25 protein-coding genes are annotated in these 24,450 nt (G+C 43.2%); 3 read left to right on the top strand and 22 right to left on the bottom strand.

Features of this window, described 5'->3' with window-relative positions:
* Window positions 1–45: 45 nt before the first annotated feature.
* From LRQ06_RS01685 to LRQ06_RS01660, 6 genes are all read right to left on the bottom strand, one after another.
* On the bottom strand, window positions 46–513 hold the full coding sequence (locus LRQ06_RS01685) for a 2TM domain-containing protein (RefSeq protein WP_232765452.1): 468 nt from the start codon (window positions 511–513) through the stop codon (window positions 46–48).
* 115 nt (window positions 514–628) lie between these two features.
* On the bottom strand, window positions 629–985 hold the full coding sequence (locus tag LRQ06_RS01680) for a nuclear transport factor 2 family protein (RefSeq protein WP_232764709.1): 357 nt from the start codon (window positions 983–985) through the stop codon (window positions 629–631).
* 51 nt (window positions 986–1,036) lie between these two features.
* Complete coding sequence (locus tag LRQ06_RS01675) at window positions 1,037–1,234, bottom strand: tautomerase family protein (RefSeq protein WP_232764708.1); 198 nt, start codon at window positions 1,232–1,234, stop codon at window positions 1,037–1,039.
* A gap of 24 nt (window positions 1,235–1,258) precedes the next feature.
* On the bottom strand, window positions 1,259–1,900 hold the full coding sequence (locus tag LRQ06_RS01670) for a LysE family translocator (RefSeq protein WP_232764707.1): 642 nt from the start codon (window positions 1,898–1,900) through the stop codon (window positions 1,259–1,261).
* Between the two features lie 24 nt (window positions 1,901–1,924).
* The gene (locus LRQ06_RS01665) at window positions 1,925–2,302 is read right to left on the bottom strand and encodes an OsmC family protein (protein ID WP_232764706.1); all 378 of its coding nucleotides are present in this window, start codon (window positions 2,300–2,302) and stop codon (window positions 1,925–1,927) included.
* Between the two features lie 29 nt (window positions 2,303–2,331).
* The gene (locus LRQ06_RS01660; protein WP_232764705.1) at window positions 2,332–2,955 is read right to left on the bottom strand and encodes a LysE family translocator; all 624 of its coding nucleotides are present in this window, start codon (window positions 2,953–2,955) and stop codon (window positions 2,332–2,334) included.
* A 430-nt stretch (window positions 2,956–3,385) separates the two neighbouring features.
* Between LRQ06_RS01660 and rluB the strand changes: the two genes are divergently transcribed.
* Window positions 3,386–4,297: a 23S rRNA pseudouridine(2605) synthase RluB gene (gene rluB, locus LRQ06_RS01655; RefSeq protein ID WP_232764704.1), complete on the top strand. Its 912-nt coding sequence runs from the start codon at window positions 3,386–3,388 to the stop codon at window positions 4,295–4,297.
* A gap of 84 nt (window positions 4,298–4,381) precedes the next feature.
* Here the strand turns inward: rluB and cydC are convergent, their stop codons facing one another.
* The 8 genes from cydC to LRQ06_RS01615 form a co-directional block, all read right to left on the bottom strand.
* Window positions 4,382–6,103, bottom strand: a complete 1,722-nt coding sequence (gene cydC / locus LRQ06_RS01650) for a heme ABC transporter ATP-binding protein/permease CydC (protein ID WP_232764703.1) — start codon at window positions 6,101–6,103, stop codon at window positions 4,382–4,384.
* Window positions 6,096–7,886: a heme ABC transporter permease/ATP-binding protein CydD gene (gene cydD, locus LRQ06_RS01645; protein ID WP_232764702.1), complete on the bottom strand. Its 1,791-nt coding sequence runs from the start codon at window positions 7,884–7,886 to the stop codon at window positions 6,096–6,098. Before cydD ends, cydC begins: the two co-directional genes overlap by 8 nt.
* 124 nt (window positions 7,887–8,010) lie before the next feature.
* Entirely contained in the window at window positions 8,011–8,967 is a 957-nt protein-coding gene (gene trxB, locus LRQ06_RS01640; protein ID WP_232765451.1) for a thioredoxin-disulfide reductase, read from the bottom strand.
* Window positions 8,968–9,228: 261 nt separating this feature from the next.
* A complete protein-coding gene (locus LRQ06_RS01635; protein ID WP_232764701.1) occupies window positions 9,229–10,524 on the bottom strand; it encodes a 2-hydroxycarboxylate transporter family protein in 1,296 nt (431 codons plus the stop codon).
* 204 nt (window positions 10,525–10,728) lie between these two features.
* Complete coding sequence (locus LRQ06_RS01630; protein WP_232764700.1) at window positions 10,729–11,556, bottom strand: DUF2797 domain-containing protein; 828 nt, start codon at window positions 11,554–11,556, stop codon at window positions 10,729–10,731.
* Window positions 11,557–11,574: 18 nt separating this feature from the next.
* A complete protein-coding gene (locus LRQ06_RS01625; protein WP_373054801.1) occupies window positions 11,575–12,351 on the bottom strand; it encodes a SanA/YdcF family protein in 777 nt (258 codons plus the stop codon).
* Entirely contained in the window at window positions 12,324–12,644 is a 321-nt protein-coding gene (locus LRQ06_RS01620; RefSeq protein ID WP_232764698.1) for a DUF3392 domain-containing protein, read from the bottom strand. Before LRQ06_RS01620 ends, LRQ06_RS01625 begins: the two co-directional genes overlap by 28 nt.
* Before the next feature lie 71 nt (window positions 12,645–12,715).
* Entirely contained in the window at window positions 12,716–14,404 is a 1,689-nt protein-coding gene (locus LRQ06_RS01615; RefSeq protein WP_232764697.1) for an NAD-dependent malic enzyme, read from the bottom strand.
* A gap of 333 nt (window positions 14,405–14,737) precedes the next feature.
* Between LRQ06_RS01615 and LRQ06_RS01610 the strand changes: the two genes are divergently transcribed.
* Window positions 14,738–15,106 (top strand): transporter, encoded by a 369-nt coding sequence (locus tag LRQ06_RS01610; protein ID WP_232764696.1) that lies wholly within the window; start codon window positions 14,738–14,740, stop codon window positions 15,104–15,106.
* Between the two features lie 107 nt (window positions 15,107–15,213).
* Here LRQ06_RS01610 and LRQ06_RS01605 read toward each other — a convergent pair whose 3' ends face one another.
* From LRQ06_RS01605 to LRQ06_RS01570, 8 genes are all read right to left on the bottom strand, one after another.
* On the bottom strand, window positions 15,214–16,320 hold the full coding sequence (locus LRQ06_RS01605; RefSeq protein WP_232764695.1) for a phosphoribosylaminoimidazolesuccinocarboxamide synthase: 1,107 nt from the start codon (window positions 16,318–16,320) through the stop codon (window positions 15,214–15,216).
* 317 nt (window positions 16,321–16,637) lie between these two features.
* Window positions 16,638–17,030: a hypothetical protein gene (locus tag LRQ06_RS01600; protein WP_232764694.1), complete on the bottom strand. Its 393-nt coding sequence runs from the start codon at window positions 17,028–17,030 to the stop codon at window positions 16,638–16,640.
* Between the two features lie 223 nt (window positions 17,031–17,253).
* Window positions 17,254–17,433, bottom strand: coding sequence for a Flp family type IVb pilin (locus LRQ06_RS01595; protein WP_232764693.1), 180 nt, complete (start codon window positions 17,431–17,433; stop codon window positions 17,254–17,256).
* A gap of 218 nt (window positions 17,434–17,651) precedes the next feature.
* A complete protein-coding gene (locus tag LRQ06_RS01590) occupies window positions 17,652–17,852 on the bottom strand; it encodes a hypothetical protein (RefSeq protein ID WP_232764692.1) in 201 nt (66 codons plus the stop codon).
* A gap of 113 nt (window positions 17,853–17,965) precedes the next feature.
* The gene (locus LRQ06_RS01585; protein ID WP_232764691.1) at window positions 17,966–18,952 is read right to left on the bottom strand and encodes a tetratricopeptide repeat protein; all 987 of its coding nucleotides are present in this window, start codon (window positions 18,950–18,952) and stop codon (window positions 17,966–17,968) included.
* A gap of 33 nt (window positions 18,953–18,985) precedes the next feature.
* Window positions 18,986–19,657, bottom strand: coding sequence for a YiaD family glycine zipper/OmpA-like lipoprotein (locus LRQ06_RS01580; protein WP_232764690.1), 672 nt, complete (start codon window positions 19,655–19,657; stop codon window positions 18,986–18,988).
* A gap of 40 nt (window positions 19,658–19,697) precedes the next feature.
* The gene (locus LRQ06_RS01575) at window positions 19,698–20,381 is read right to left on the bottom strand and encodes a DUF2786 domain-containing protein (protein ID WP_232764689.1); all 684 of its coding nucleotides are present in this window, start codon (window positions 20,379–20,381) and stop codon (window positions 19,698–19,700) included.
* A 129-nt stretch (window positions 20,382–20,510) separates the two neighbouring features.
* Window positions 20,511–21,194, bottom strand: a complete 684-nt coding sequence (locus tag LRQ06_RS01570) for a DUF3334 family protein (RefSeq protein WP_232764688.1) — start codon at window positions 21,192–21,194, stop codon at window positions 20,511–20,513.
* 199 nt (window positions 21,195–21,393) lie between these two features.
* Here LRQ06_RS01570 and ydiJ point away from each other — a divergent pair, with 199 nt between their 5' ends.
* A complete protein-coding gene (ydiJ, locus tag LRQ06_RS01565; RefSeq protein ID WP_232764687.1) occupies window positions 21,394–24,432 on the top strand; it encodes a D-2-hydroxyglutarate dehydrogenase YdiJ in 3,039 nt (1,012 codons plus the stop codon).
* Window positions 24,433–24,450: the final 18 nt, after the last annotated feature.

The following is a 24,450-nucleotide window of genomic DNA, read 5'->3' as shown; positions in this document are numbered from 1 at the left end:
CGGATGTATATTTGGTCAAATCACTTTTGTGTCGGTAACCGCCGTTTATAGCTTGCGTCCTAAACGTTTTTCGATTTGTTTTTTTTCCCATTTGGGACCTAAAAAATGGAACACTTCAAAGGCATTCAACCCGTGCTTCACCACGCCGATACCCCAACCCAAGGCTGGCCACCAGGCCCAGATATGGTTGGAATTCGTTAACAGATTAATCGCAAACAAAAAAGCCATAACCACTAAATAGGTCGTCAGATGAGAGTAAAAGCTTTTGATTGCACGAACCTGATCTATCACCGTCTGCTCTTCATCGGTAACCTTGATATTACTCTCTTTCTTGTCCGGGGTCTGCTGAAGCTCCGTGACGGTCATTTCAAAGACGGCAGCCAACGATTTTAGGGATTCTAGACTCGGTGAGGTTCCTCTCTCAATTCGTTGGATCGTACGGATGCTCAGTCCGCTCATTTGAGCTAACTGCTCCTGAGACCACCCATGCTGCAATCTTAGTTCTTTTATTATCACTGAATTCTTCCTGCTTTTTCGATAGAAAAGGTACTGATACGTACCACATAATGTAATGGTATTCCCACGACGTTATCATGACAGGAGTCATTCATTTCATGGTTCAATGCGCTTAGCCTGATATTGGCAGATTATGCGCCTTTAGGAAACTTAATTTGTCCCAATAACCTCGTTGAAAGGTAATCAGGCCAGACTGTATTTTAAAAAAGCCGCAACCTCTTAAGCCAAGAGGATCTTTCCATTCGAGAATGGCCCATTCCCCATCCTGAAAAATGTTTTCCACAATGCAAACCATTTTTGCGGCAGAAAATTCATCGATAAACATGGCTTTAATGGCGTCTTTGCCTACCACAGGCTCATTCGCTACCTGATGATTAATCGCATCATGATGATAGAATGTTGCGATTTTTTCTGCATCGTTTTGGTTAAATGCATCAACCCATTGTTCAATAATTTGTTTTGGTTCCATCGCTCATTTCCCGCGTTGCTGGTGAAGGGGAGTGGTGTTGTATTTTTGTGCTTATAGCAAGCCCAGTTCTTTCTTGATGGCTTTTACGGACTTGCCACCAATAGCGATATTCTCATCGGGTTGTTCTCTTAATGTGATAAAGAACGATGCCTTTGGAATACCGGTTATTTCAGAAGAAATACTTGTTAACTTTTCTGTAAGATCCCGTTTCTGTTGTTCAGTCAGTGTTCCTGACTCAAAAGTAATCATTGGCATATTCCTATTCTCCCAACGTTATGTTCGTGAACTTAACAGGATACCACCGCCCATGGTGATAAACAGTCCGCCGGTGATTTTCGTCAGTTTACGCTCTATGCTTTGGGTTTTCAGTGTTTTCCCTATGCGATGGCTCAAAAATGCATAACTGAGATGAACGGAGGTGACGATAAGACATATGGTCAGATACATCACGGAAAACTGTTCAAGATGAGAATGAGTGATATCTAAGAACTGCGGTAGAAAAGCCGAAAGAAAAATCAGGGTCTTAGGGTTACTCGCTGAGACGAAAAACGCCTGAGTAAAAAGGGACGTCGGTGGTTGTTGTGTGTGTGTGTGTTTGTTTCCGGCTTCCGGTAAGTCAATATTGGCGCTTCGGACGGAATGCAGATTTTTAAAACCCAGATAAATTAAATACAGACCGCCAATGCATTTCATGGCGAAAAACCATTCGGGAAGTTGTGCCAGTAAATGGCCAATCCCCACCGCGACCAGACAAACAATGATGAGCTGACAGAGCAGGTTACCCAATATGGTGATTAAGGCGGACTTCCAACCCTGTTGAATGCTGTTTTTGATGACCAGTATGACATTAGGCCCGGGGGATAAGGTGACAATCAGATACGCTGTGGCAAACATGATCCATATTTCAAAACTCATTGTATATTCCTTTAAGTTAAATAATCAGCCTTGTCTGAAGGTGATGCTTTTTGACAATGTCTGACGAACCGGGCAGGTTTCTAACATTTCCATGATTTGTCCGTTCTGTGCTTCTGTCAGATTTCCACTGAGTTCAACACGGTATTCAAAGCAGACGTTGTCGGGATGGTTTCTGTCAAGGTTAACGACGGTAGAAACGGCGTCCAGTGGTATTGAATGGCTATCAGCAAACATTCTTACTGACATGTTCATGCAGTTAGCAAAAGCGGCTTCAAGTAGTTCATGAGGACGAAAGCCATCCGCGTTTCCGCCTTTATCCGGGGTATTATCACTGAATGAACTTACCTTTCCGTTTGTGAATTCTGTTTTGTATGGGGTTGGTTTACTGGTTGATTTTATCATTTTCCCATCTTCTCTTAAGGGTTCTTCTTTTATTTTCTATGTAACGTTGCAGAGTAAACTCCGGCAAAAATTAAGCTGATACCACCAGTTAAGTTGAAGGCTTTTGAGAACGTTGCCGAGTGAAACGTGTGGCTCATTTTGGACGCTAACAGGGAATAAAAGAGCACATTTATCAGTGCCAGTATCAGAAATGTGGTTGCCAGAATGACCAGTTGCCACAACACATCCTGTCCACTGGTAATGAACTGAGGCATAAAGGCTGAGTAGAAAATGATGCCTTTGGGGTTCAGGGCATTCACAATAAACACGTCCTTAAATAACACTCTCGGCCTGAAATCTGATCCTTTCGTATGTTTAAAAGCAGAATGACTGCCGGTCATCACCATTTTGAGGCCAAGATAAATCAGATAAGCGGCTCCCAGATATTTAACAACAATGAAAGCGGCTGAAAAAATGGATAAAACGGTACTGAGCCCAAGCAGAGATAATGTGATACATATTGCATCTCCGGATATGACTCCCATCGATAGTGGAAGACTGGCTTTTTTCCCGTGATTCAGAGACTGTCCTACTACATAAATAATGGTTGGGCCGGGTATGACCAGAATAGTAGTCGCTGTCAATACAAAGGTAAGCCATAATTCAATAGACATAACTATCCTTATTTGTCTGTTTTTAAACGATTTCTTGTTGTTTTTCTTTCTGATACTTTGATTCCTGAAACCATTCATTCGCTGTTTTTTCAGACAATCCAATAGGTGGAAAGTATCATAAGGCAAGAATTGAATAATGACATTAATGAGCACATAAAGACAAGCGGTTAACAGAACATTTTTTATTCACCTTTCTCATCCGGTGCCTAAATGCGTTATTCGCCATTGTATTTCCTCTGACCGAGATGAGGCCGGGAGCGGATTCAACCTGATTCTGATTATTTTTGAGGCGATGTTATTTGGAAACCGGGTGGGAAACCGGACTGAAAATTGATGCTTTTTTGATTAAACTTTGAGATACTATCCGGCCGCATTGAGCGGCTGAATTTTTCATTTTGACGTCTGAGAAGACGACACACAAGGTAAATAAATGAGCGAAAAGTTACAAAAGGTTTTAGCACGCGCCGGACATGGTTCCCGTCGGGAACTGGAGACATTGATCCGGGCCGGTCGCGTAAGTGTTAATGGCAAGGTAGCTACTCTGGGTGAACGCTTAGAGGATGAAAACGCTGTTGTGCGTATTGACGGGCATAATGTGTCGGTTAAAGCACAGGAAGAAATCATATGCCGGGTTCTGGCTTACTATAAGCCGGAAGGTGAACTCTGTACCCGTCATGATCCGGAGGGACGCCGGACCGTGTTTGATCGTCTTCCGAAAATTAAGGGGTCACGCTGGATTTCTGTTGGACGTCTGGATGCGAACACCTCCGGTTTATTACTGTTTACAACGGACGGGGAGCTGGCTAACCGGCTGATGCACCCAAGCCGTAAAGTAGAACGGGAATATCTGGTGCGGGTCTTTGGCGACGTTGATGAACAAAAAGTTCGTAACTTAGTGAGCGGCGTGGAGCTGGAAGATGGTTTAGCCCGCTTTGAGGACGTCGTTTATGCTGGTGGTGAAGGTATGAACCATACCTTTTATGTTGTGATTAATGAAGGCCGTAACCGGGAGGTAAGGCGTTTATGGGAATCACAGGAGACAACCGTCAGCCGCCTGAAACGTGTTCGTTACGGTGATATCTTTTTAGATAAAACGTTACCCCGGGGGGGCTGGACAGAACTGCCGCTGGCTCAGGTGAATTATCTCAGAGAGTTGGTTGAACTGAGACCGGAGCAAAGAACCGTACTGGATCTGTCTAAAGACAACACGTCCAGAAAACGTGAGCGGGCCCGCAGTCAGAAAATCCGCCGGGCAGTGAAACGTCATGAAGAACGAGTCAATAGTCCGAGAGGCCGTTCCGGGAACAAACGGGCCGGTTCAAGAAATACCCGCCATTCCTGAAAAATCACTGACGATTTGTCTTTTTAATAAAAAACCTGAGCTAAATGCTCAGGTTTTTTTGTGGTAAAAAAGGGCGTTTTCGGGCTAAATTGTCTGGTTTAGCTGGAAATAACGGCCTTGTTGAGCAATGAGCTGTTCATGGCTGCCTTGCTCTACGATTTCACCCTGTTCAATTAAACAGATGGAATCCATCTGATCCAGATTGACCAGCCGGTGAGTCACAAACAAAACGGTCTTGTTTCTGAACTGTTCCAGTAACAGGGCCATGATGTTTTTCTCTGTCGTTTTATCCAGACCTTCTGTCGGCTCATCAAGCAAAATAATGTCGCCGTTGTGCAGCAGTGCCCGTGCAATGCCAATCCGACGTTTTTCGCCTCCGGATAACTGGCGTCCACCATCACCAAGCCAGGTATCTAAGCCATGGTCATCGAGAAGTTTTGCAAGTCCTACGTTGTTGAGTAATTCAGACAGCGCTTGGTCAGTGGCGTGGCTGTCGGCAATTTGTAAATTTTCACGCAGGGTACCGTTGAGGATATCAACACGCTGGCTGACAATACTGATAGCTGCACGTAACTGACTTTCGTTCCACTGGGTTAAGTTGATACCTCCCACACTAATGTGGCCGTTATTCGGATCCCAATAACGTGACAGAAGCTGTATCAGAGTGGATTTCCCTGACCCGGTTTGGCCGACAATGGCGATTTTTTGCCCGCTCTCGACACTGAGGTTAATGTCTTTCAGTACATCGGATTCATTATCGGCATAACGGAAGTGAATACCGGAAAAGACGATGTCATGGTTGTCGATTTCGTTTTTATCCGGATTGAAAGTGACTTCCGGTTTGGCAGCCAGGACTTCATTGAGGCGTCTGGCCGAGGTAATCGTCTGTCCCAGATACTGAAAGGCACCGGCAATCGGCATCAGCAATTCAAAGCTTGCCATCGTCGCAAATACGGCCATTGCAATCATAGGATCCTGTACGACGCCGTTACTGACGCCATCACCCACCACCCATAGCATCAAAACCAGAGTCAGGCCGTTTGAAAGCATGAGCAGTGCCTGAGCAAGTCCGGTGATGTGTGCATTGTATCGTTGCTTTTCTATTAAATCGGATTCGAAAGCATGAATTCGGTTACGGTAATCGGCTTCCGCTCCGAAGATGCTTAATTCACCAAATCCCTGAACCCAGTCCATCAGAGCAATGCGGAACTGAGCTTTGCTGTTGGTTAATTCAAAACCGTTTTTCTTGCCTAATTTATAGAAAATGACCGGCCAGGTGATCAAAAGAAACAGCAATATTCCGCCAAGAGCCAGTCCCATGGTGAGATCAAACCAGCACAGAAAAGCCGTCAGGAAAAGTATCCCAAACGTTCCGACCAGTACCGGGCTGAACAGACGAAGGTAGACGTGGTCCATGGCATTTACATCAGCCACCAGACGGTTTAACAGATCGGCATCACGCAGCCCGGCAATGCGGCCGGGAATTAACGGCGAGAGCTTATCAAAGAAAAAGATTCGCAGATCGGCCAGAACTTTGAACGTAGCATTGTGGCTGGTAACGCGTTCACCCCACCGGCCTGCTGTGCGTCCGATTGCCAGCCCCCGGACAATCGCCCCCGGCAGCATGTAATTGAACGTTTCTCTTGCAATGGTCAGTCCGGCAATCGCGGATGCGGTCAGAAACCAGCCGGACAGAGTAAGGAGCCCGATGGAAGCACACAGCGTCAGTAACGCTAAAATCATACCCAGAGTCAGGCCGAACCAGTGTTTTCTGTATAATTTGAGGAAAGGGATTAAATCACGCATCTAAATTCCCCTTATCGTGAGATTTTAATGCCAGATTTGCTTCCAGCATATCTTTAAATATTCCGTCTGTTTTGCTCAGACTGGTGTATTGCCCGGACTGAACTAGCTGTCCGTCGGCCAGTACCAGGATTTGATCCATGGCTTGCAATGGAACCAGTTGATGAGTCACCAGCAAGGTGGTTTTTTTCTGAGTCTGATTATCCAGTCCTTTCATAACCAGTTGCTCACTGTTGGCATCTAAGCTGGCGGTTGGCTCATCCAGCAGCCAGAATGCGCCATTCTGAACGGCCGCTCTTGCAACTGCCAGCCTTTGCGCCTGTCCGACAGACAGTCCTCCCGCCCGGTCAGAAATCATATAATCCATACCATGAGTCTGTATGAATTCACTGGCGAAAGATTGTTCCAGCGCAGAATGAATGGTTTCTTCGGAGACGTTGGTTTTACCGAGGGTGATATTTTCTCTGATGGTGCCATGCAGTAATACCGGATTCTGTCCCACCCAACTGACATGACGTCGCCAGTCAGAGATATCCAGCTGATTGAGCGGAACACCATTTATTAACAATTCACCTTTGTATGGCATGAATCCAAGAATCGCGTTAATGAGTGAGGTTTTACCCGCGCCGCTGGGGCCAACCAATGCGGTATGCTGTTCCGGTGAAATCTTAAAGGAGACCGGACCAACCAGTGTGCGTCCATTCTCCGGATTCAGAACTTCCAGATTTTTAGCTTCAATAGAGACAGAATGCGAGTAGGGCAGGGTTTGCCGGCCTGAACGGATTTCTTCAACATTAAGGCTTAAGAAATCCACAATACTTTCCGCGGCACCAATGGCCTCTTGTTTGGCATGATAAAACGTGCCTAAGTCCCGTAGTGGCTGATAAAACTCGGGAGCCAGAATCAGGATGAACAGGCCGGAGAAGAGGGTGACACCTGCGCCATAGTAGCCAAAATTCAGTTCACCGATATAGCTAAAACCAAAGTAAACCGCCGTGATGGCAATGGAAATAGAAGTGAAGAATTCGAGAACCGCGGAAGACAGAAAAGCGATTCTCAGTACATCCATGGTTCTTTCCCGGAACACGTCGGAAGCGGCCCGCAGGTTGTCCGACTCTGTTTTTGTTTTATCAAACATCCGGATGGTGGTCATTGACTGCAAACGATCATAAAAGTGACCGGATAACCGTTGCAGCGCTTTGAAATTCTTCCGGCTGGCATCGGCCGCTTTTATGCCAACCAACGCCATGAAGAAAGGCACCAGCGGTGCGGTGATCAGAAAGATCAGACCGGCAGCCCAGTTTGTCGGGAACACAACGACCAGAATAATGAAAGGGATAAACACAGACAGAGACATTTGTGGCAGATAGCGCGCAAAAAAGTCCTGCATGTTTTCAACTTGCTCCAGAGTCAGTGTTGCCCATGCTCCGGCGGGTTTTCCCTTGATGTATGCTGGTCCCAAATCGCGCAACTTGTTGAGAATCAGTTGCCGGATGTAGACACGGATTTGTTCACCACAGCGGAAACCGGCTAATTCCCGTGCCCAGGAACAGGCCGCTCTGCCGACAATCAGGGCAATGAGCCCGGCAAACTGCGGAATAAGAGTATGTTTGTCCGCTGATTCGATAACAAGCTTATACAGCATGGAAGCGATGAGAGCAGCTTGTCCGATCAGGAAAAAACTGGATAAAACTCCAAGGCTGACAGCGATCAGCAGCCAGCGTTTTGCCAGCTTACTCTGTTGTCTCAGCCAGGAATTTAACCGTTTTTGCTTTTTTTTATCCATGATTATGAAGGCTTTTTGTAAGAGTTATAATAATGATGAGGAGGCAATATAGTATCCAAAATAAAGCCCGGTGAAAACAATCACCGGGCTATTGGATAGCGGATTCAACAAAAAAGTTGGTTAACTATTTGGCTAAGTTATCAAGATAACGTTCTGCATCGAGTGCAGCCATGCATCCTGTTCCTGCCGACGTAATTGCCTGGCGGTAATTGTTGTCCATGACATCTCCGGCGGCGAAAACACCTTTTACACTGGTTTGCGTTGCATTACCGTCAAGGCCTGACTGAACCTGAATATAACCGTTCTTCAGTTCAAGCTGATTTTCAAACATGGCGGTATTAGGCTGGTGACCAATTGCAATAAAGACACCCATCACATCAAATTCTTCTGTTGCACTAGATTTTGTGTCTTTTACCCGGACTCCGGTTACGCCCATTTCATCACCGGTAATTTCTTCTAATGTACGATCAGTATGAAGAATGATATTCCCGTTTTGAACTTTTTCCATCAGTCGGTCGATGAGAATTTTTTCTGACCGGAAACTGTCTCTGCGGTGAATAAGATGAACTTCGGAGGCGATGTTAGAGAGATATAACGCTTCTTCAACCGCAGTATTACCGCCACCGACGACGGCGACTTTCTGATTGCGGTAGAAAAAACCGTCACAGGTAGCACAGGCTGATACGCCTTTGCCTTTAAACGCTTCTTCTGACTCGAGGCCAATGTATTTGGCTGACGCTCCGGTAGAGATAATCAGAGCATCACAAGTATAGGTTTCACTGTCGCCTTTCAGAGTAAACGGCCGTTTTGTCAGATCCACGTCCTGAATGTAGTCAAAGATGATCTCGGTATGAAAACGCTCTGCATGCGCTTTCATTCGCTCCATTAAATCTGGTCCGGTCAGACCTTCAGCATCACCGGGCCAGTTTTCAACTTCTGTGGTTGTGGTCAGCTGGCCGCCCTGCTGCATTCCTGTTATTAACACAGGATTCAGGTTCGCACGGGCTGCATATACCGCTGCGGTATAGCCTGCTGGTCCGGACCCCAGAATCAAAAGCTTACTGTGTTTTGCGTTGCTCATCATAGCCCCACTTAAATTATGCATGAAATGATTCGTGATCGGATTTTAAGAGATTCCGCTCATGAGTGAAAGCACCCGGAATCATTAATTAATAAATAAAAAGTTATAGGTTAGAACAATACATGATGAATTAAACCATGTGGAAAATTCTTTCCTATTAGTAGGATAGGTGAAACCGATGAAAATGTGGCAGGAAGTGACAGGAACGACAGTGTGAACATCCAATCTCTGATGTTCACACCGTTTTTATATGAATAGTAGTTACAGCATTTGTATGATAAACGTTGCAAGAATTAGCATAAACGCGCCACCAATACGGGACGATATTTGTGCAAATGGCATCAGTTCCATTCTTTTACTTGCTGCCAGTACAGCAACGTCACCAGTACCACCCATATTAGCCATACATAAACCGGCAGTAATCGCTGCTTCAATTGGGTTGAAGCCCATGAGACGACCAAGAATACCTGTGCCGACAATTGCTCCGAGAACGGTGGATGCGACGATTAAGAAATAAACTAAAGTCAGTGAATCAATGATTTGGTTTAAATCCGTATAAGCAACACCGATACCAACCAACAGGGCAGGAGTCAGATTATCAACAACAAACTTATACCAGGCATGAGCTGCTTGTTCCAGCTGACGGGGCATGACACCTGTGATTTTAACAAAGGCAACAAACAGGATCATCAATGCGTAAGAGTGCATTGCAATTACAGAGCTAAGTACGGTACCAATAAAGAACATCGTGATGGCAATCAGAGCACCGATGCCAAGCATGTCGATGGTCATCGGCGCAGCTTCTTCTTCCTGTTTCACTTCTTCTTTTTCGCCACGGATCAATTGACCGTTACCTGTTAGCGATGGGAATACTTTGCCCACTTTATCTAAAAGACCGGCACAAACGATGGAAACGGCATTACCGATTGCCAGTGCCGGTACCATTTTAGACATCAGAAATTCCGGATCCATACCGGTACGTCCTGACATGATTTCAACAAGGGGTACGGCTCCGGCGCCCATACCACCACCCATGATTGGCAGTGCAAGCAACATAATAGAATCAAAGAAACCATGACCTAGTGCGGCTCCGACTAAACCTGCGAATAAAAATGCACAGGCGACACCGGCAAGAATGACAGGAATGTATTTCAATGCGGCTTTTTTCAGTACATCACGATCCATACCCAAGACAGAGCCGGTGACCAAACTGGCGATAAAGAAGGAAAGGAAGCCACCGCCTTTAACAAAGGTAGTAATTGTCTGAGTTGTTTCAGCTGGCATCCAGTTACTATGAAACAGATAAGAGGAACCAAAAATAACGGCAATGGCACCACCGCCAAAGAATTGGTTGATGATTGGCGTTTTATCACCAACGACGTTCAGGATATAGCCAACAACGACCATAATTCCCAATGCACCGATTAAACCAGATGGTAGAAGGTTCTCAATTGAAGCGAACAGGATGATAAGGGCAGAACAAAAGAGAGTAATGTTAATTGCTCTTTGATTCTGACCAGCCTCATTTTCCTGAGGTGACATCACATTACTAAGCATGTTTTTTTACCTTAATTAAAATTGTAAAGACGTAGTAGGGTCGACTTGCGGAAAGTGTAACAGTGATTATTTGGGATATCGTTGAAGTATATATTTATGTAACTATGTTGTACTTTTGTAACTTTTACTGTTTTTGGTGACTTTAGAATGTATAAAAAATAACCTCTTGTTTTAAGAGGTTATTTGAAGGGATTATCGGATTTTTCAGGCATCAAATTCGATTTCGTAAGAGGTGAATTTTCTGATGTTTATGACGCCGGTATCCAGCAGTAGGTATTGACCTTTTATACCCTGAAGAACCCCGTTAACAAGTTGATTTTTGTCAAAATTATGGGAAATAATTTTCTCCGGATGTTTCTCAACAGGGTAATGTAACTGGTAAGAATCTGCATCATTAAGTTTGGCAATGGAATCATCGCCATACTTGGCTTTGAGTTCTGCTATTTTTTCATCCAGAAATGGTTCTAATTCATGCCATTTTTGTTGAAGGTTCATATCTTTACCGTCGCCTTTCAGCAGGGTTCGCCAGTTTGTTTTATCAGCAATATGTCTGGCTAGTTCGACTTCTATCAGGCCGGATAACTGGCGTGTTTTGACTTTGATTACCGGCAGACCTTGCGTTGCTCCCTGATCAATCCACCTGGTTGGTATCTGCGTATGGCGCGTAATACCCACTTTCAGGCTGGAAGTATTTGACAGATAAACGTAGTGGTCGACCATGCAGTTTGATTCAGCCCATTCAGGTTCTCTGCATGTGCCTTCGGCATAATGGCAGGTTTCCGGTTTCATTATGCACATATCGCAGCTGGCGAGCTTTTTCATACAGACAAAACAATGTCCCTGCGAATAGCTCTTTTTGGTCTTTTTACCGCAGTGGCAGCAGAAGATATTACCGGTATGTAACATCGAAATGGGTTTGCCAATCAGGGGATTTAGATGAATACGGTGTTCGCCGACAGGAAGATGATAATCAATCACCTCGTGATGGCTGGCCAGCATCTTACTCAGAGTGCCTTTTATAGTTGAACTCATGACTTTGCTCTTATCGTTTTATTTGTTTGTCTGAATGATAACAGATTCTTCAGGTTTCGTAGGAGCAATTGAGTCTTTCGGTATAACAGGCTGGGCAGGTTCAATGGGTTCAACCGGGCCTAAAAATTTGGGCTCTGAATTGAAAACGTATAAATCGAGCACGGCTTTCACCCGGGCAAAAATCTCCCGGATACGCAGCGCCAGCCCAATGTGGTTTTTGGGGCCGGAAACGGCCAGACAGCGGGCGTCGATATGGTGGGCATTAGCAATAAATAGGGCCCGTTCACAATGAAAACGCTGGGTAATGATCAGAAAATGATCGGAAACAAAGATATTTTTAGCCCGCAGAATTGAGTCAAGAGTACTAAATCCGGCGTAATCGAGCGTGATTTGTTTTTCCGGGACACCGGCTCTGAGTAAATCCCTTTTCATTGTCCAGGGTTCATTGTAGGAACGGTGCGCGTTGTCGCCACTTAACAGGAAATTGTCGGCGGTATTTTTATGGAAAAGGTAAATGGCTGCATTAATCCGGTTCATATAGTAGTCATTCAGCGTTTTTCCTAAATATTTACTGGTTCCCAGAACCACGGCAACTTTAACGTGCGGAACATTATCAATGTCGTCAATAATCTGTTTTTGAGTTGACCATGATACCCACCGGTCAATTAAGATAAGCCCGATAATCACAAGTAAAAATAACCTGACAGATGTGACCAGCAAATCTGATAAGTTACCCATTCGTTTTACAGTGTTAACCATAGAACGAATTATATGTGCCGGTTTTTCTGAGCCCATAAACCTATTAATATAAAACTTGTTAGCAGAATAGCGACCATCATGCCTTTTTCCAACTCTCTGAGTGTCCGAGCAAGGTAAGGGCTTAATTTTACAATGATGAACCCGTAACCAAATGCATTTAAAATAATAAATACAACGGTTTTAACAATAAAATGCTGGTTACGCATGACTTTGCGCAGAAAGGCATTCACCTCATTACCTGCCATAACCAGTATGCATGCCACCAAAGCTGTCGATATTTCACGAAGGTATGGTGAGATATATTGACCGATAGAATTGAGTACTTCCATATTATATATAAAATAAGGCCTTCATCTGAAGAGAAGGCCCTATTAAAACACTGAATTGACTATGTTGTAAATTAGAAAGCAGTCCGTTTATAACGTCTGTAGTTTGGTTGCCAGAAGTGTTCGTCGATTGCTCCTTCCAGCGCTTTTTCCGTTATGGCTTTCGCGACACCCTGTTCAATTGCTTTTTTACCGACAGCAATGGCAATTTTTTTCGATACGGAATGAATTTCTTCCAGTGGTGGAAGAAGGGGGCCTTTTCCATGAAGAGCAAGAGGAGAACATTTTGCCAGGGCCCGGCTGGATTCCATTAACATTTCATCGGTTACCCGCGTCGCGTTGCAGGCCAGTACACCTAACCCAATGCCCGGGAAAATGTAGCTGTTATTGCACTGAACAATCGGATATGTTTTATCATTATGAATTACAGGTTCGAACGGGCTTCCTGTTGCGACCAGTACTTTTCCATCGGTCCATTTTATCAGGTCGGCCGGTAGTGCTTCTACCCGGCTGGTAGGATTCGATAGTGGGAAAATAATTGGACGTTCACAGTTTTTATGCATTTCTTTAACGATTTCTTCGCTGAATAAACCAGGAGCACCGGAAACACCAATAAGAACGGTTGGTTTGCCTTCGCGAACAACATCAAACAATGAGAAACCGTTGCCTTCGGACTTCCATTTGGCCGTGTTCGTTTTTTTCTGAACAAGACGCTGCTGGAAATCAAGAAGGTTCTGCATGCCTTCTTCTAAAAGTCCCCAACGGTCGATCATGAAGACTTGAGAACGGGCCTTAGAGTCACTGATCCCTTCGGATACCATTTGAGCAATAATCGCTTCTGCAATTCCGCATCCTGCTGAACCGGCACCTAAGAATGCTATGCGTTGTTGAGAAAGTTTACTTCCGGCGGCTTTACAAGCTGCGATGAGTGAACCGACTGTAACGGCAGCTGTACCCTGAATATCGTCGTTAAAGCAACAAATACGATCTTTGTATCGTTCTAATAAAGGCATGGCATTCTTTTGTGCGAAGTCTTCAAACTGCACTAACGCATCCGGCCAGCGACGTTGTACGGCCTGAATGAATTCTTCAACAAAAGCGTCGTATTCAGCACCGGTAATTCGAGGGTGGCGCCAGCCCATGTACATTGGATCAGCAAGGCGTTGAGGGTTATTAGTACCGACATCAAGAACGATAGGCAAAGTGTAAGCCGGACTGATTCCTCCACAAGCTGTATAAAGGGCCAGTTTACCGATTGGGATTCCCATACCGCCGATCCCCTGATCGCCCAGACCAAGAATACGTTCGCCATCTGTGACCACAATGACTTTTACATTGTGAGTTGACGCATTATTCAAAAGATCGTCAATTCTGTCACGGTTTGGATATGAGATAAACAATCCCCGGCCACGGCGGTAAATATTTGAAAAATCTTCACATGCTGCACCAACAGTTGGTGTGTAAATGATCGGCATCATTTCGCTGATGTGATTTTGAATCAAACGATAGAAAAGCGTTTCGTTTGTATCCTGAATGTTACGCAGGTAAATGTGTTTATCCATGGCATTGTCAAAATTACAATATTGCTGATATGCACGGACAACCTGCTCCTGGATTGTTTCGGTTACTTCAGGTAGTAAACCTTCCAGGTTAAAAGATCGTCTCTCTTCCGCTGTGAATGCAGCACCTTTATTGAGTAACGGAGTGCTCAACAGGATGGTTCCAGCGTAGGGTATGTATAAAGGTCTTTTGTCGTTTTTCATTGTGTTTTTCTATCTGTCTGTTGTCAGTTTTTGTTTATGGAGCGAACAGAGAAAAATTCTATGCCTCAGTTTATTTGATGTAAACCGACCATGTAGATATGTAACTTTATAAAACGAAAACATCGTTTAAAAAGGAATATGAAATAAAAGAATTAATGATGAGAATGCTACATCTTTTCAAGAATTTTATCTACATGTTAAGAAAATGTGTTGAATATGCCGTATTAATCGCTTAATAGTGTTTAAAAGAATATTTATGTATAACGTATTGCTATATAAAAATTCTTGATTAATAGTGAAATAACTATTCTTTGAGTAACCAGAGGCTTACATATGAAAAAGCCTAGTTCGAGTGTTGTGTTTGATTATACCTCGTTTTTAGGTGTATCCAGTCAGCAAAAGTGGACGTTTGTTGATGCCTTTCATCATTTATCATCACCCGGTGATGAGGATGAACAGCAGGCGGATCAATATGAATTAGAAAGCCGATTATGGAGAAAAGCTCAGAACGTATTGTCGTCCCGTAAAAGCGATGAGTGTAATTTGCTGGCTTTGATGGCGATAGCCCGTGCCGAAGGTGTAGAAGAATTAAAACTGTTGATGCCTTACGATTTAGAACCGGATCAGTTGTCGTCTATCCGTGAACATTCCCGGGATATTATTAATGATAGGGAGCATGACGAATTGTTGATTACTCTGTAGTATCGCAGCCTTTCGTATTCTTGTTTTATAGTTGTTATCTTGTATGAAATGCCCACGTTTAAAGTGGGCATTTTGTTATGTGATACGGTATGTATTTGCCAGTCGTATTATTGGCTGATTAAACCGTATTCTTTGTCCAGAATATCGATAATCTCTTGTTTAGGATTATCACTTAGCTCAATTTTCCTACCTGTAATTTTTTCAGCAATGCCAATATAAGTACGGGATATGTCCATCAGGGATTCCAGTGGCAGTGCATTGTCTCGTGCAAGTGCTGCTCGTTCAGGCATTCTGTTTTTATTTAGTAAAATATCCGGATCAGGGAAATAAGAAAGCAGGAACTGTCTGAAACCTTCTTTTGAGTTTTCTACAATTTTACCTTCTTTGTAACTTTGTGCATCCCAGATTCGGGATGAGTCAGGTGTTCCCACTTCATCCATATAAATGAGCTTTTCATTTCCGGCTGCGTCAGTCACATAGCCAAACTCGAATTTTGTGTCGACGAAAATCTGGTCGATTTTTCTCAGGGCCTGACTGATAACGTTAAAACCATCTTTCAACAGCTTTTCATACAGAGCAATATCTTCCGCTTTAGAAAAATTAAAAGCGTCAAAGTTATCTTCTATATTTTTGCGGGAAATGTTGACATCATCGGCTTCAGGAACGCCAGGAATGCCTTTCAGAATTCCTTTCGTCGATGGTGTAATCAGATAGTCATTGAGAACTTTATCTTTTTCCAGACCTTCTGGAAGGATGTTTCCACAAAATTCGCGTTCGCCTTTTTCGTAGGCACGCCACATTGAACCGGTAATGTATTTACGGCAAATGGCTTCGATTTTTATTGGTTTGGCTTTTTGGACAATCCAGACAAAAGGATGTGGAATATCAAGAATATGGCTGTCAGCTAATCCATTTTCCTGAAAGAGCCTGAACCAGTGATTTGAGATTGCATTCAATGCGGCTCCTTTCCCCGGAACTCCCTTTATATTGCCTTCGGCATGCCAGATACAGTCAAACGCTGAAATACGGTCACTGATAACCATAATGGCGAGTGGGGCATCCGGAGCAACGTCATAACCTTTTTCCTTAATCAGACGTTTGCTGTCTTCTTCTGTTAACCAATATACCGAGCGTACTTTACCGCTGTGCACGGGTTGGTTAGTGCGTATAGGTAGGTCGTCGTTGACGGCGAGAACTTGATCTGCAAGGTTCATGAGGGAAATCCTGTCTATTTCAAAGTCAATTTTGAACGCTATCTCATGGAGATATGCCTCTGTTGAAGCGCATCATACCAGAAATAGGAACAACTGCCAGATAAAAAGCAAACGTTTGCTTTTTATTGTTTTTAACGATTCTTTTTAATGTACTCAAATGTCTTCAGAATGTTGGAATTTTGAGCGTCACCGGAGCTGTAGTCTAAAGAAAGTATCGGGTAATGATGATTTATCCAGAGTATTGGACATAAAAAAGCCAGTTATCTTTCAGTAACTGGCAAACAGGAAGCAGTGGATAGTATGTATAAAAAAACGGATTAGTGGTAGCAACGTTTGTTGGGTTTAACAAAAAAGATTTTACACTGATAAGTATTGCTTAGATCTTCCAGATATTGTTGCTGTGTTTGTGTCATCGTATTGGAGACAACCAGTGCACTTGCATTGCCACTTTTTATGGCCTTTGTGGCAACTTCGAATTCGGAGAGGTGAGCCGATGCTTTCAGTTGTATGACCTGATTCGCCGGTATTCTGAATGAAGCAAGTTGAGTGACTGACGGGCGCACGCTTTGAGAGGTAAACCAGATCCACTGATTGTTCCGAATAGATTCAGATAGCTGAGCAAACAATTTGTCGGATGGAATCATGCCGGTGTTTAATAATGATGTGTTAGCCGGACCTGAATGATTAAATGAGACTTGAGGACTAAGCATAATACTGTTTCCTTATACATACTGTATATGTAAACAGTACTGGTTGTGCGATCATATTTCAAGCGTTTTTTTGTTTAAAATATACGCAAGGTTGATTTTTAGTGATCCAGATCGACAAATTTTGTTTAGTCCCTAATGTTTGGGTATTCAAGAAACCGGACAAGGAAAATCGGTCTGCCGTAGTAAGTTGTTAACAGGGAAGGATTTCTTTAAGAAGGAAATTTTATGGTGGTGGTGTGTTTCCCATTATGTTGTCAAATTTAGTAATAAGTTGATCATCCATCGTTGCAAACACCAAAGTGACAACTCCGACGAGAAGACTGGCGGCAATAACATACTCTACAGTGGTCAAACCATCTTCATCTTTACAGAAGGCTTTAAGGCTTTCTAAAAGTCTGTTCATGAGCAATAGGCCAGTGGATGAATATACCTATAACTATAGTTGGGAAATATGAAGTTGTTATCTTTTGAGTTGAACAAACTTTGTTCTCAGGCTCGATGAGTCGGTTCCAGAGTTCAGAAAAGAAAATAAGTTGAAAATTGAAAGAAAAGAATAAAGAGGGGATTCTATAGGCCGGATGACACTTCCTGTAACATCCAACCCGAGCTCACCAGTGCAGATTATGCACTTTGCTGATGCGTGTTTTGTGATTGCATTTGAGCGACAAAGCTTGCCTGCTCTAAGTTATAGAGTCGAACATCCATTTTTGCTGTGTCATAGCATTCTTTGCATGCGAAGTTCGCTTTCCCGTCGATATAACTTAATTTTTTTACTTGAGCGTGTTTTTTACACCAATCACAGACACCGTCTTTTGTGAACATTTTTCCTCCTAGTTAGGGATAATTTGCCACCATTGTGGCGAGAGAATGTTACACTGATATGCAACTTTTGTTAAGCATTTGCTGATGAACAAAACTTACAAAAGTGCAAACTATTAACGGATCTGGCTTAATATTATTTTCAGAGCCTGATTCAGACGCTGCATTTCTTCATCTGAGCCTTTCATATCAGGATGGTAAATTTTGCTGAGTTGTTTATAACGGATTTTAATTTTATGTTTATCCGGTATGGATGTTGTTGTGTAACCAAATGTGGCGCATGCCTGAGACAGTTTTTGCTTTTCGGCACTGCTTTTTGAGCGCTTTAGTTCTTTAAAGAGAAGGTTAATCTGCTGCTTTTGTTTTTGAATTTTGTTTTCCAGAGAACTACGGTGTTGATCGACAGAAGAATGGTGCTGACTGATTTGTTGTTTTAAGTGGGTCGTCGTTTTGAATAAATGTATTGCGGCAAAAAAAACACCAATAGGAACCAGCATCAATAGCCAGAATAACCAGTCACTGGTTATTTTATCACCAGATGCGGCTTTGATGTTTTTGTTTCCGGACATTCCGGTATTGTCTGTTTGTTCAAAGGCCGATTCTATTTGTTGGGAGTCAGAGAGCTGTTCTTCTCTTCTTTCATTAAATTTTGTTTCCAGGTATTTGGAATATTCTTTTTCACCTTCAGCAGAATGCTTTGCCGCAATGCGTAACCATAATTCAGTAAAATCCAGTTTGGGATTTGGATGAGTCTTAAAAAAATGCGCGAGTTCTAATTTTGCTGAATCCTGACCTTCAAATGCCAGAACAGTCAACCAGTAAACAGCGAGCTGATTGTTTTTTTTGGCCAGTAATCCTTGTTGGTATTCCTGAGCAAGGAAAGCCTGGGCTTTCTGGTTACCATTTTCTGCGGCAGTTTCAAACCAGTAGAGGGCCAGTTTACTGTTTTGGGCATCATTGTCTTTTTTAAACAGGTAATAAGAGGCAACATCGTATTGTGCCTGTGGGTCATTTTGCCGAGCTTTTTCTAGCTGCTCATTAAAATTATTACCAAAAGCTCCGGTTGATATCAGCAACAGTAAAACGACCGTTATGTATTTCACATACTGCCTCTTATTTGTTTATCGTAGCGCAAATTACCTGAGCGGTAATATTTGAATTTCGACCCTGCGATTGCAGGTTCTGCCAGCTGCGTTCATGTTTGAGCATAGAGGCATCCTCTCTCCCATGCCCCTTGCGATCGCTCTGCCGGGAGCAACACCCTTATTAATCAGGTAGGAACGCACGGATTCCGCTCTTTTTTCTGACAGTATCTGGTTAGTTAAATCACTGCCGGTACTGTCTGTGTGGCCTTCAATAACCAAACTGGTGTTCGGATATTCAACTAAAATTTTTGCAATGCCATTTAGTGTGTTGTGAATAACCGGTGACAGTTGATAGGAGTTTGTGTCAAATCCGATGCCATTTTTCAGGCGCAGAAGTAATTCATTATCCGATACCCGCTGAACCTGTACACCCGAATTTAACAGCTCTTTACGTAACGCGGCTTCCTGTCGGTCAAAATAATATCCGATACCACCACCGACAGCTGCGCCCCCAGCGGCACCAATTAAAGCCCGTTGTCTTCTTTCTTTAGCATCATCTCCTGATGCAAGGCCGAGAGCAATTCCCGAAATGGCACCAATCACCGCTCCTTTAGTAGTGGAATTGGTCTCGTATTCACCGGTTGTGGCATTCTGGCGTTGAGTATATTCACAACCAGAAAGTAATGTCACTATGACAAGTGACGTAGCCAGATTTTTAAACATGTTTATCTCCTGCGCTAGAAATATAATTTTTCTGAATGCATTATTTCAACATTTTGGGGGCTTGTGCACCGTTTACGGGTCTGTTTACAGAAACTTTACGTCCTTTTTTTAATCCAACCTCATAATCTTCAGTCAGATTTTTCATTGCTTCTTTCAGTTGTTTTTTGAAGGTTTCTCTGTCGAGATTTTCAAACTCTTTATCAATATAGTCGTTAATTGTGTCTCTTGACTCGTCGTCCGGAATAATTTCCGGGAGTTTTTCTAATGCCCCTTCAATCCAGCCTGAGATAAAAGAGTTCACTCTGCGGGACACCTCGGTATTTGACGTTCCGGTTCCGGCAAAACTATTTCTGAACTGGCCTGTTTGCTCGTTCATCTCACGATAGATGATATCAAAGGCAAAAGCAGCAAAGATGGCACGATCAGCTTCACCAATAAATTCAACTCTTTTTAAGCCTTTGTGATTCAGCAATACCGCCTCAACACCAAACTTGGTATTGATACCACGTATTATGCGAAGAATGTATGGACCGATATTTGCCGGGAGTAGGTGGGTAGATTGAGTTTTCCCCATTTTAATGAACGCGATATCGTCTTTATCCAGACCATACTTTGTCATTAAACGGTGAGCCATTTTTATGGCGGATGCAGCTTCATTTACATTATTAGAATTACCAAGCTCTAAACACTTTGCAATTTTTTTCAGGGCTTTTTGTTTATCCATCGAACAGTAAGTATCTCGAATTTATGAATGCGAACAAAAGTCCGGTATTTTAACGTTTTTATTTCAATAGTAAAAGGGAACATCGACAGATGTTCCCTTTGTTAAATGATAGATAACGACCTTTAGCTCTTAAATACCGAGTTCGTCGAGTAGATCGGATGCCCCGTCGGCATCATTTTCGTTTTCCTGAGAGGATTGAGCTTCATTATTTTTTTGAGTGGCTTCTAATATTGAATCCGGACTTTCATCTTCCTGAATTTCAAATTCTTCCAACTGGATAAACTCGGTTTTATCCATAGCCAGTTCCAGATAAAAAATATTATTTTCTTTAGTAGAGAACGTGACTCTTCTGGCTTGTGGACGATCCAGATTGGTATCAACGGAGATTAGAACCTGCTTGTTAATGGTGAGCATTTTCGGCTGGTTCTGTGTGATGTTTGTCTGGAGCTCTTTTCGAATCCGGTTGGTAAAGTTGCCGACAATCTGGTTCATTAGTTCGCCAAGAACATCGCCAACATCATCAGAGGTATGCAGGACTGCGATTTCATCTTCTGGCATTCCCATATTGCGCATGTAATTAGTGTATATTTCCAGAGCGGATTTGGCCGTGAAATTAATGACAACCAGCCCCGTAAAGCCACCATCAAAAAGGACAAAACAGCCAAAGTCTGGTTTGAGTGCAGTTTTGTTGATTTTTTGTACCATGGCTGAGTAGGTTACATCAGATGCGGATGCCGCAGTCAGTACCCCGGAAACCGATTGGCATAGCTTGAGCAAAATGTCTTCTGTTGTAACAACTTTATTTTTTTTCATATTTTCATCCATTTATATCTATACATTTGACGTATTGCTCAACGGTGTTATGCCGCAAGAAAACATCATTTATTATTGTGGCATTGATATTCTGTTTTGAACACGTCAGTAAATGTTGTAAAGTGACGCAACTCAAATATCAATAATAAATTCATAACCCGGCGCTGATTGGAATCAGCAACACAGGGGCAGGAAGCATATGTTACCGAGACTTCATCATCAAACTGACGTTGATCCTATCATCATTAGTTTTTTACAAGAACTTGAAAATTCTGGTTTTACCGGCGATATAGAAACTCAATTTTCCAGTCGTTTAGCGGTATCAACGGACAACAGTGTTTATCAACAACTCCCCCAGGCTTTAGTATTACCTAAATCGACGGAAGATGTCTCCTTAATAGGTAAGCTTAGCAGTAAATCCCAATACAAAGCGGTGACGTTTTCTCCTCGTGGTGGCGGTACCGGTACAAATGGACAATCTTTAACCAAAGGGATCGTCGTCGATCTTTCCCGTTATATGAATCAGGTTCTGGAAATTAACGAGGAAGAAGGATGGGTACGTGTTCAGGCCGGAGTTGTTAAAGATCAACTTAATGATGTTGTTCGTCCATACGGATTGTTCTTTTCTCCGGAATTATCGACCAGTAACCGCGCAACTTTAGGTGGAATGATTAACACAGATGCTTCTGGTCAGGGCTCCCTTAAGTATGGGAAAACCTCTAATCATGTCTTGTCTTTGCAGGCCGTTTTTTCTGATGGTTCTGTTTTAGAATCGGATCTGTCTCAGGGCATGCCGGAAGAAGGCACATATGCAGCGCAAGCGTATGCTGTGACAGAGCAGGTATGTCGTGAAAACAGAGATAAAATCCTGGCAAAATTTCCAAATCTGAACCGTTTTTTGACCGGATACGACTTAAAGAATGCTATTCATGAAGATTCGGAAAAATTTGATATTACCCGTGTTTTATGTGGGGCTGAGGGGTCATTGGCTTTTATTACTGAAGCAAAACTGAACCTGACAAAAATCCCGACGGCAAGGGCATTGGTAAATATTAAGTATGATAGTTTTGACTCTGCATTGCGAAATGCTCCCTTAATGGTGAAAGCCAATGCACTTTCGGTTGAAACGGTAGACTCTAAAGTACTGAATTTAGCGAAAGAAGACATTATCTGGCACAGTGTGAAAGATCTCATTACTGATGTTCCGGGTAAGGAAATGTTAGGGATTAACATTGTTGAGTATGCCAGTCAGGATCCGGAAGAAAACCGCCGTCAGGTGGATGCTCTCGCTGGAAAAATTGAACAGATGATGGCAAACGGTGAAGCCGGAATTATTGGTTTTCAGGTATGCCATGATTTAGCCAGCATTAACCGCATTTATGCCATGCGCAAAAAAGCGGTTGGTTTGCTTGGTGCTGCGAAGGGCAGTGCCAAGCCGGTCGCATTTACGGAAGATACCTGTGTTCCTCCTGAACATCTGGCCGATTATATCTCCGAGTTCAGACAATTGCTCGACAGCCATAATCTTGCTTATGGTATGTTCGGACACGTCGATGCGGGGGTTCTCCATGTCCGGCCGGCTCTCGATATGTGTGATCCCGAGCAAGAACTGATGATGCTTAAGATTTCGGATGAAGTCGTAAAGCTTGTCGCTAAATATGGTGGCCTGATGTGGGGAGAACATGGTAAAGGCTATCGTTCCGAGTATGGACCGGAATTCTTCGGAGAAGAACTCTTTACTGAGCTGAGAAGAGTGAAAGCCGCGTTTGATCCCGATAATAAGATGAACCCCGGGAAAATCTGTACACCGTTAAATACGGATTTTGAACTGGTGAAAGTTTCGGATAAAAAACGTGGTGAGTTTGACCGTCAAATCGATGTTCAGGTCCGGGATAGTTTTAGACAAGCGATGGAATGTAATGGTAACGGCCTGTGTTTTAATTACGATACCAGCTCACCAATGTGTCCATCCATGAAAGTGACGGCCGATAGACGGCATTCTCCAAAAGGCCGTGCCGGTCTGGTCCGGGAGTGGCTGCGCCAACTGACAGAAGAAGGGATTGACGTTCTTGATCTTGAAGAGCAGACATTGAATGAAACATTGTCAGTGAAAACGCTTATTGACCGGGTTAGGAACCGCTTTAATAAGCGTCATGAGTATGATTTTTCACATGAAGTTTATGAAGCAATGAATGGTTGTCTGGCCTGTAAAGCCTGTGCAAGTCAATGCCCTATTAAAGTTGATGTGCCGAGTTTCCGGTCTCGTTTCCTCAACATTTATCATACCCGGTATCAACGTCCGGCTAAGGATTATTTGGTCGCAAATATTGAAACAATGTTGCCACTGATGGCAAAAGCACCATCATTCGTGAATCAGCTTTTGTCTAATAAATGGGTGAAAGAGCTAACTAAGAAGTCTGTTGGGTATATCGATGCTCCATTGCTGAGTGTTCCGACTCTGGCTCAAAGACTCAGAGAAAGGACTGTTATTGAGTATAACTACCAGGCCGTAAAAGCGATTCCGGAAAGCCATAAAGAAGATTATGTTATTGTTGTTCAGGATCCGTTTACTTCTTATTATGATGCCGATGTGGTGGATGACTTTGTTTCTCTGGTCATTAAATTGGGTAAGCATCCTATCATGTTACCGTTTAAGCCAAACGGAAAAGCGCAACATATTAAAGGTTTTCTGAAGCAGTTTAAATCAACAGCAAGTTCGACAGCAGAATTTTTGTGTGAAGTTTCAACTCTCGATATTCCTATGGTCGGTGTTGATCCTGCTACTGTGCTTTGTTACCGCGATGAATACAATGAAGTCTTATCTGAGTCTCGGGGTGATTTTTCCGTTCTCAATGTTCATGAATGGCTGATACCCCGCCTACATTCTTTTGAGCGGCCAGAGACAAAATCTGTAGAACCCTGGTATTTGTTTGCGCATTGCACAGAAAAAACAGGAATGCCGAATGCGGAGAAAGAGTGGGTTGAAATCTTTGCTCATTTTGGTGCTCAGTTGAAGCCCGTTTCTGTGGGGTGTTGTGGTATGGCCGGAACATTTGGACACGAAGTAGATAAATATGAAATGTCGAAGGACATATACGATCTCAGCTGGAAACCAAATTTGGAAAAACTACCAAAAGAGCGATGCCTTGTGACAGGGTATTCATGTCGTAGTCAGGTGAAAAGGTTTGAAAAAATCAAACCTAAGCATCCGGTACAGGCATTAACTCAGTTGCTGTAATTTTTAAACCGCCAATGT

The sequence above is a fragment of the Vibrio salinus genome (assembly GCF_021272385.1).
GTDB lineage: Bacteria > Pseudomonadota > Gammaproteobacteria > Enterobacterales > Vibrionaceae > Vibrio > Vibrio salinus.
Note: the sequence above shows the minus strand (reverse complement) of the source record. Positions and strands in the feature narration are given on the sequence as shown.

What these genes read in the sequence shown, in the direction of transcription:
- trxB (WP_232765451.1), bottom strand. Translation starts at nt 8,967, where the DNA reads ATGAGCAACGCAAAACACAGTAAGCTTTTGATTCTGGGGTCCGGACCA.
- LRQ06_RS01660 (WP_232764705.1), bottom strand. Translation starts at nt 2,955, where the DNA reads ATGTCTATTGAATTATGGCTTACCTTTGTATTGACAGCGACTACTATT.
- LRQ06_RS01590 (WP_232764692.1), bottom strand. Translation starts at nt 17,852, where the DNA reads ATGTTCACAAAAGACGGTGTCTGTGATTGGTGTAAAAAACACGCTCAA.
- LRQ06_RS01680 (WP_232764709.1), bottom strand. Translation starts at nt 985, where the DNA reads ATGGAACCAAAACAAATTATTGAACAATGGGTTGATGCATTTAACCAA.
- LRQ06_RS01575 (WP_232764689.1), bottom strand. Translation starts at nt 20,381, where the DNA reads ATGGATAAACAAAAAGCCCTGAAAAAAATTGCAAAGTGTTTAGAGCTT.
- LRQ06_RS01675 (WP_232764708.1), bottom strand. Translation starts at nt 1,234, where the DNA reads ATGATTACTTTTGAGTCAGGAACACTGACTGAACAACAGAAACGGGAT.
- LRQ06_RS01610 (WP_232764696.1), top strand. Translation starts at nt 14,738, where the DNA reads ATGAAAAAGCCTAGTTCGAGTGTTGTGTTTGATTATACCTCGTTTTTA.
- LRQ06_RS01605 (WP_232764695.1), bottom strand. Translation starts at nt 16,320, where the DNA reads ATGAACCTTGCAGATCAAGTTCTCGCCGTCAACGACGACCTACCTATA.
- LRQ06_RS01625 (WP_373054801.1), bottom strand. Translation starts at nt 12,351, where the DNA reads ATGGGCTCAGAAAAACCGGCACATATAATTCGTTCTATGGTTAACACT.
- cydC (WP_232764703.1), bottom strand. Translation starts at nt 6,103, where the DNA reads ATGCGTGATTTAATCCCTTTCCTCAAATTATACAGAAAACACTGGTTC.
- LRQ06_RS01665 (WP_232764706.1), bottom strand. Translation starts at nt 2,302, where the DNA reads ATGATAAAATCAACCAGTAAACCAACCCCATACAAAACAGAATTCACA.
- ydiJ (WP_232764687.1), top strand. Translation starts at nt 21,394, where the DNA reads ATGTTACCGAGACTTCATCATCAAACTGACGTTGATCCTATCATCATT.
- LRQ06_RS01615 (WP_232764697.1), bottom strand. Translation starts at nt 14,404, where the DNA reads ATGAAAAACGACAAAAGACCTTTATACATACCCTACGCTGGAACCATC.
- LRQ06_RS01635 (WP_232764701.1), bottom strand. Translation starts at nt 10,524, where the DNA reads ATGCTTAGTAATGTGATGTCACCTCAGGAAAATGAGGCTGGTCAGAAT.
- LRQ06_RS01580 (WP_232764690.1), bottom strand. Translation starts at nt 19,657, where the DNA reads ATGTTTAAAAATCTGGCTACGTCACTTGTCATAGTGACATTACTTTCT.
- LRQ06_RS01600 (WP_232764694.1), bottom strand. Translation starts at nt 17,030, where the DNA reads ATGCTTAGTCCTCAAGTCTCATTTAATCATTCAGGTCCGGCTAACACA.
- LRQ06_RS01620 (WP_232764698.1), bottom strand. Translation starts at nt 12,644, where the DNA reads ATGGAAGTACTCAATTCTATCGGTCAATATATCTCACCATACCTTCGT.
- LRQ06_RS01595 (WP_232764693.1), bottom strand. Translation starts at nt 17,433, where the DNA reads ATGAACAGACTTTTAGAAAGCCTTAAAGCCTTCTGTAAAGATGAAGAT.
- rluB (WP_232764704.1), top strand. Translation starts at nt 3,386, where the DNA reads ATGAGCGAAAAGTTACAAAAGGTTTTAGCACGCGCCGGACATGGTTCC.
- LRQ06_RS01670 (WP_232764707.1), bottom strand. Translation starts at nt 1,900, where the DNA reads ATGAGTTTTGAAATATGGATCATGTTTGCCACAGCGTATCTGATTGTC.
- LRQ06_RS01630 (WP_232764700.1), bottom strand. Translation starts at nt 11,556, where the DNA reads ATGAGTTCAACTATAAAAGGCACTCTGAGTAAGATGCTGGCCAGCCAT.
- cydD (WP_232764702.1), bottom strand. Translation starts at nt 7,886, where the DNA reads ATGGATAAAAAAAAGCAAAAACGGTTAAATTCCTGGCTGAGACAACAG.
- LRQ06_RS01570 (WP_232764688.1), bottom strand. Translation starts at nt 21,194, where the DNA reads ATGAAAAAAAATAAAGTTGTTACAACAGAAGACATTTTGCTCAAGCTA.